At 74.0% G+C, this 6502-nt stretch carries 5 protein-coding genes; 2 read left to right on the top strand and 3 right to left on the bottom strand.

Annotated elements, in window-relative coordinates; translation table 11 throughout:
- The 3 genes from C1J01_RS11335 to C1J01_RS52025 form a co-directional block, all read right to left on the bottom strand.
- On the bottom strand, window positions 1-1641 hold a 1641-nt coding region (locus C1J01_RS11335), incomplete at its 3' end, for a DUF4132 domain-containing protein (protein WP_146615558.1).
- A gap of 79 nt (window positions 1642-1720) precedes the next feature.
- Window positions 1721-2872, bottom strand: a complete 1152-nt coding sequence (locus C1J01_RS11330) for a DUF4132 domain-containing protein (RefSeq protein WP_146615557.1) — start codon at window positions 2870-2872, stop codon at window positions 1721-1723.
- Window positions 2857-4137 carry a hypothetical protein gene (locus C1J01_RS52025; RefSeq protein WP_146615556.1) on the bottom strand — a complete coding sequence of 427 codons (1281 nt, stop codon included), beginning with the start codon at window positions 4135-4137 and terminating at the stop codon, window positions 2857-2859. The genes C1J01_RS11330 and C1J01_RS52025 overlap by 16 nt, the downstream gene beginning before the upstream one ends.
- A gap of 173 nt (window positions 4138-4310) precedes the next feature.
- Here C1J01_RS52025 and C1J01_RS11320 point away from each other — a divergent pair, with 173 nt between their 5' ends.
- Together C1J01_RS11320 and ligD are read left to right on the top strand one after the other, a co-directional pair.
- Complete coding sequence (locus tag C1J01_RS11320; RefSeq protein WP_111178884.1) at window positions 4311-5060, top strand: crotonase/enoyl-CoA hydratase family protein; 750 nt, start codon at window positions 4311-4313, stop codon at window positions 5058-5060.
- Between the two features lie 220 nt (window positions 5061-5280).
- Window positions 5281-6465 (top strand): non-homologous end-joining DNA ligase, encoded by a 1185-nt coding sequence (ligD, locus tag C1J01_RS11315; RefSeq protein WP_111178883.1) that lies wholly within the window; start codon window positions 5281-5283, stop codon window positions 6463-6465.
- The last annotated feature ends 37 nt before the right edge of the window (window positions 6466-6502 follow it).

Genomic DNA, 6502 nt, shown 5'->3' with positions numbered 1-6502 from the left:
GAGCGCTAGTCTCGTGGGCTCGGAGATGTGTATAAGAGAAAGGCCCGCCATGACGCGCTTGGCCTCCCCCTCGCCGCCGCCGTCCCACGGCCCGACGTAGTCGGCCTGCCAGCCGCGTTGCTTGAACAGCGCGTACAGCCTGGGGTAGTCGACCACGTGCCCCGCGAACCGGTTGGAGTGGACCTCGGTCGCCTCCTCGGCCGGCGTCAGCAGGTAGACCTCGCGGAAGGCCTGCTTGAACGGCTGGCGCAGCTCCTTGCCCTGCACGGCCTCGCGCCAGGCGTTCACCTCCTCCACCGAGGCGCGGGCCGGATGCCACAGCCGCACCGGCCCGTCGGGCACGCCGAGCCCCAGCTCGCTGCGCCACTGCCCGGGCGAGACCTCGAACTCCCAGATCAGCCGCTCGGCCGCCGGCTGGCCGGCGAGCTGGTGGTAGGGCGGCGTGACGTCGCTCGCGTAGCCGGCCTCCAGCGCCCTGACGAGGGTGGCCTGCTGCTGCCTGACCTGCTTGGCCAGCTCGCGCAGCCGCTTGACCTCGTCGCCGTGCTCACGCCTGACCGCCGCCGGGACCGCCTTCAGCCGCTTGTCGCCGTGCCACCACGACAGCTCGACCTCGCCCTCGGTGGAGATCACCGCAGTGTGCTCGCCGAGCTGCCGCCGCACCCGCCCGTCGGGCACCCGGAAGGCCACCTCGAGCCGGTTGGCCAGCGCCGCCTCGACGCGCTTGAGTATGCGGTCGAGCTGCTTGGGCACCCCGCCGTGCCGGGTCGCCGACCGCGCCGCCCGCAGCGCCGCGATGGCCTCGGGCGTCGGGTACGCCTCCACCGCGTGGGCGATCGCGAACAGCACGCCCTGCGACGGCAGCGTCTTCGCCTGGGTCGGCGCCACCACGACCTTGCGCAGCAGCGCGTCGAGCAGCTCGGGCAGCCATGGCTCGTCACGCAGGAGCGCCACCCTGGCGGCCAGGCCGATGGTGGACTTATCGGCGGCCTCGAACGCCTTGTCGGCGCGGTAGGGGATCTCCCCGGCGTGGATCGCGGTCAGGCGCGCCTCGGCGGCCTCCAGGGTCGCCCGGGCGAACTCGGCGTAACCGGGCACGTCGCCGAGCCGTTCCATGGCACCGGGCAGCGACGGGAACCCGTGGAACATCCGCTCCTCGGCGCACTCGGCGAACAGCGCCCGCCGCGTCGCGTCCCAGCCGAGCAGCAGCTCCACCTCGGCGACCGCGATCGGCCCGCGCCCGTCGCGGACCCGCTCGGCCACCTCGGCGTCGAGCCCGGCGAGCCCGGCCGCCGCCAGCAGCGAGAACGGGTGGGACAGCCGCTCCTGGCCGAGCACGAACCGCACCAGCGCGCGGGCCGGATCGGCCAGCCGCTCCGGCGGCGCCCCCTCGGGACAGCGCACCAGCGCCCCGGCCCCCAGGCACAGGTCGGCCCCGCGCCGTTTCTCCAGCCCCTCCGCCAGCGCGTGGAACAGGTCGACGCAGGCGTCGGGTGTGAACAGCGGCTGCCCGAACCTCGCCGAGCTGGTGTTGTCCCGCTCGCGGCCGCGCCGGTAGGCCGCCGGCAGGAGCGTGCCCATGTCGTACACCAGGCGGGTGGCCTCGGAACGCTCCTCGGCGCCGGTCGTCACATCGGGCACGTTCTGCTCCTGGGGGAAGTGGGGGGAGAGCCGACGAGCGAGATCATGCCGGACGCCACCGACAGAACCGCGGGGCCGCTCATCCCCGGATCTGCCGGGTGATCGTCGGGTCGCCGATGGCGGTGTCGGCGGCCAGCAGGAACGCCTTCGACAGGATGACCGAGAGCAGGCCGCCGTCCTCCTCGAAGGGCAGGAACACCTGGTCACGGCCGGGGCCGGGGACGATGCACAGGTAGGCGTCGTCGGGCTCCATGAGGATGTTGCCGGAGCCCAGATGGATCTTGTACGTGCGCAGGTCGCCCCGGACGACGAGGAACCGGTCGCTCAGCTCGCACCGGTCGGCGATGGACAGGCGGAGCAGCAGCCGGGCCACCGCGTCACGCCGCACCCGAGCACTCTCACCGAGATCACCGAAGCCGTACGACTCCCAGTAGGCGCCGTGGCCCGCCGGGTCGAGACCGGTGGAGGTGACGCCGACGGCCAGGTCGGCGTCGCGCAGCGTCTCCGACAGGACGAGCGGCGGCACCTCGCGCAGCGGCACCGGCCGCCCGCCGGCCGGCAGGAAGCGAAGCGCGTCGCTCACGCAGACGGAGGCGGTGGCGCCGTAGCCGTCGCGTTCGAAGGAGTGCTCGTCCAGAAAGAACGACCAGGTCGCGCGGAGCCCGCCGGGAAGCTCCCTGACGGCCTCGGCCTGCGACGACCCGCCGGCGGCGTCCCAGTGGCCCAGCGACAGGCCCGTCCAGCCGCGGCCGGTCAGCAGGGCCTTGGCCTGGCCGTAGCGGAGCAGGTGGTTCGCGAAGCGGAGCGAGTGGTCGTGCGTCTCCTCCTCGGCGGGGGTGAGCAGGTAGACCTCGCGGAAGGCCTGCTTGAACGGCTGGCGCAGGCCCGACGCCATCAGGTGGTCGCGCCAGGCGCGCACCTCCTCGGCGGTGTGCGCGATCGGATGCCACAGCGTGACCGCCGCGTCAGGACCGGGCCGGACGCGCCCGCCGTCGGGCCCGGCGAGCTCCCACGCGTCGCCCGCCCGCACGGGCAGCCCGGCGGGCCCGCCGGCGACCTGCCAGATCAGCGCACGGCCGAACGCCCCGGTGACCGGATGGTCGAGGTAGAACGCGCACACCTCGTGCCACTCCCAGACCCGCCCGGTGGCCAGGGCCCGCTCGACGCGGAACCGCTCGGCGGGCAGCGTCTTCCGCAGCTCCTTCGCCGTCGCCCTCAGCTCGGCGAGCAACTCCTTGTGCGCCTCGCGGACGGCCTTCGGGACGGTCTTGCGCGTGCCGTAGGTGATCGTGCCGTCGAGGGACAGCCGCAGGCCGTGCTCGGTGCGGGCGTCGTCGGGACCGAGCCCGACGTGGGCACCGTACGCTCCAGCAGCTGCTCGGGGGAGAGGCCGGTCCGCTCGGCCACCGCGTCGAGCGTCCGGGAGACCCTGGACAGGATGCTCTTCTTGCGGACCTTCGCCTGGACGCGGGCGAGGTGAGCGACCACCTCCAGGCCGCCGCGCCGGGCCAGCCCGCCGATCGCGGCGTTGGCCACCAGCTCGCTGCGGGAGTCGGCGCCCGACCCGCCGACACCGGTGCCGGCGGCCAGGGCGATGTCGCCCAGCAGCGGCACCACCCAGGGCTCGTCGACCAGGTCGAGGGTCCAGAGCATGCCGCGCAGCAGCACGGCCGTGCGCTCGTCGAGGTAGGTGACGACCCGGCGCTCGTAGCCGCCGTAGCGTTGGAGCACGACCGTCTCGCGGTGCGCCGGGAGCCGGCCGAGCACGTCCTTGATCAGGGCGGCGGCGCCGGGCGTGAGCAGCTCCGCGGCCCGCGCCGTCCACTTGGCGGACGGGTTGCCGGTCGTCGCGGTGACCCAGTGCCGCGCGAGCGGCAGCGACGCCGGGTCGCCGAGACGGCGGCCGTACTCCTCGCGCACCAGTGCGGCGAAGGCGTCGCCCTCGGGGACGAGGGAACGCGCGGCGTCGGCGGGGTCGCCGGTCGGGTGCTCGGTCAGCAGGCCGTCCAGCACCCGCTTGGCCTGCCAGGAGGAGGCGTAAGGCGTGCCGTCGAGCTCCCGCTGGGCCTGCCGCAGCAGCGCCAGCACCGGTTCGCGCTCACCCGGCGGCAGGTGTTGGACCGCGGAGACCGGGATCCGGTAGAGGAAGTCGGTGCGCCGCCGGCTTTCGGGTGCCCCGAGCGTCGTGGCCCACAGCAGGCGCAGCTCCTGCGGCGTCCACCGCAGCCTGCGCCGTGCCACCGCCATCGGCACCGACTGCACCAGCGGACTGCCGTCCGTCGTGCGCAGGCGCAGTTGCGTCCACAACCCCATGGTCCGCCACTCGGCGTCGCGCCACCTTCGCGCCCGCCTCCCCAGCGCGGTGTCGTCGGGGAAGACGTAGGACCCCACGGGGACGTACGTCTCGTCGAGCTCACGGAACGCCTCCAGCGTCGCTGGGTCGAGCTCGTCGAGCCACCCGCGGAGCCCGGCCGGAAGGCCGTCGAGAACGCCCATGTCAGGCCTCCGCCGGGGGAGGTGACGCGACAGATGTCATCGGAACGCCTGTTCTTCGAGGGGTCAGGTGATGGCCGAATCTCTACCAGGGCCGGACGACAAATCGACGGAGCGCTGCTGGCCGGGCCCGGCGGGCGAATGTACGCTCGGCACGTTTCCCCGAGGAGGGCCGCATGACCGTACGTGTCGAGCGCGAAGGACCCGTCACCACCGTCGTGATCAGCCGGCCGGAGGCCCGCAACGCGGTCGACCGCAAGACGGCCGAGGCGCTCGCCGACGCCTTCCGCGCCTTCGAGGCGTCCGACGCCGCCGTGGCGGTGTTGTGGGGCGCGGGCGGCACGTTCTGCGCGGGCGCCGACCTCAAGGCGCTCGACAACCACGTCGGCGAGGAGGGCGACGGCCCGATGGGCCCGACCCGGATGCGCCTCGGCAAGCCGGTCATCGCCGCCGTCGCCGGCCACGCCGTGGCGGGCGGCCTTGAGCTGGCCCTCTGGTGCGACCTGCGGGTGGCCGAGGAGGACGCGGTGTTCGGTGTCTTCTGCCGCAGGTGGGGCGTGCCGCTCATCGACGGCGGCACCGTACGGCTGCCGCGGCTCGTCGGCGCGTCCCGGGCGATGGACATGATCCTCACCGGCCGCGCCGTCGCGGCCCCCGAGGCGTACGCGTGGGGGCTGGCCAACCGGCTCGTCCCGAACGGCACCGCGCGGCGGCACGCCGAGAAGCTGGCGCGCGAGATCGCCCGTTTCCCGCAGCTGTGCCTGCGCGGCGACCGCATGTCGGCGCTGGAGCAGGAGGAGCTGACCGAGGCCGAGGCGATGCGGAACGAACTGCGCCACGGCCTGCTGTCGCTGCCCGACGCCATGGAGGGCGCCGCCCGCTTCGCCCGCGGCGCCGGCCGCCACGGCCGCTTCGACGACGCCTGACCCTTTACGGGGCGGGCCTCACACGGCCGCTTCGATGGCGTCTCACCCTTTACGGGCCCCGCGCCCGACGACGTTCGCCCCTTACGGGGCCGCTCTACGCTGCGACTTCGACGACGTCTGACCTTTACGGCACACGGCCGCTTCGCCCAGGCACGGCGGAGCGGGGATCGGCGTGGCGCGGGGGCCGGGGGTTGTCGGTGGGGCCACGTATCGTGACCGTATGCCTGACATCGAGGTCGCCGGCCGCGAGGTGCGCATCACCAGCCCCGACAAGGTCGTCTTCCCGCAGAGCGGCCACACCAAGCTCGACCTGGTCCGGTTCTACCAGGCCGTCGGCGAGGCGGCGCTGCGCGGCGTCCACGGGCGGCCGATGGTGCTCAAGCGGTTCCCGCACGGCATCGACGACGAGCCGTTCTTCCAGAAGCGGGCCCCGGCCAAGCGGCCCGACTGGATCGAGGTGGCCGAGCTGAAATACCGCTCGGGCCTCAGCGCGCAGGAGGTCGTCTGCACCGACCTGGCCCAGCTGCTGTGGGTGATCAACCTCAACTGCGTCGACCTCAACCCCCACCCGGTGCGCGCCGACGACCTCGCCAGGCCCGACGAACTGCGCATCGACCTCGACCCGGTGCCGGGCGTCCCGTGGGCGGACGTGCTCGCCACCGCCCAGGTCGCCCGCGAGGTGCTCGCCGACCACGGCCTGGTCGCCTGGCCCAAGACGTCCGGCTCGCGCGGCTTCCACGTCTACGCCCGCATCGAGCGGCGCTGGCCGTACGCGAAGGTGCGCAAGGCGGCCGAGACCGTGGCCCGCGAGGTCGAGCGGCGCGCGCCCGACCTGGCCACCAGCCGGTGGTGGAAGGAGGAGCGCCACGGCGTCTTCGTCGACTTCAACCAGAACGCCTACGACCGCACCGTGGCCTCCGCCTACTCCGTGCGCGCCGTGCCCGACGCCCGCGTGTCCACCCCGCTGACCTGGGACGAGGTGCCCGGGTGCCGGCCGGAGGCGTTCACCATCGAGACCGTGCCCAAGCGCCTGGCCGAGACCGGCGACCCGTGGGAGGACATGGATCTCCACCCGGGCGGCCTCGACGGCCTCCTGGAGCTGGCCGAGGAGCTCGGGCCCGCGCCCAAGCCGCCCAAGGGCGCCGGGCGCAGGCAGCAGACCAAGCCGCTCATCGAGATCGCCAGAGCCGAGCACAAGGACGAGGCGATGGCCGGGTTCGAGCGGTGGAAGGCCCGCCATCCCGAGGTCGCCGCCCGCCTGGAGCCCGCCGACGTGCTGGTCGACGGCATGCGCGGGCGCAGCAGCCTGTGGTATCGCATCCGCGTCAACCTCCAGCACGTTCCGGAGGCCGAACGGCCCCCGCAGGAGCCGCTCGAAGTCGACTACGACCCCTGGCGAGGCTGACCCACCGCCCAGGGCCGGCCCCGGCGGACCGGGGCGA

The sequence above is a fragment of the Nonomuraea aridisoli genome (assembly GCF_003236395.1).
In the GTDB taxonomy this organism is placed as follows: domain Bacteria; phylum Actinomycetota; class Actinomycetes; order Streptosporangiales; family Streptosporangiaceae; genus Nonomuraea; species Nonomuraea aridisoli.
Note: the sequence above shows the minus strand (reverse complement) of the source record. Positions and strands in the feature narration are given on the sequence as shown.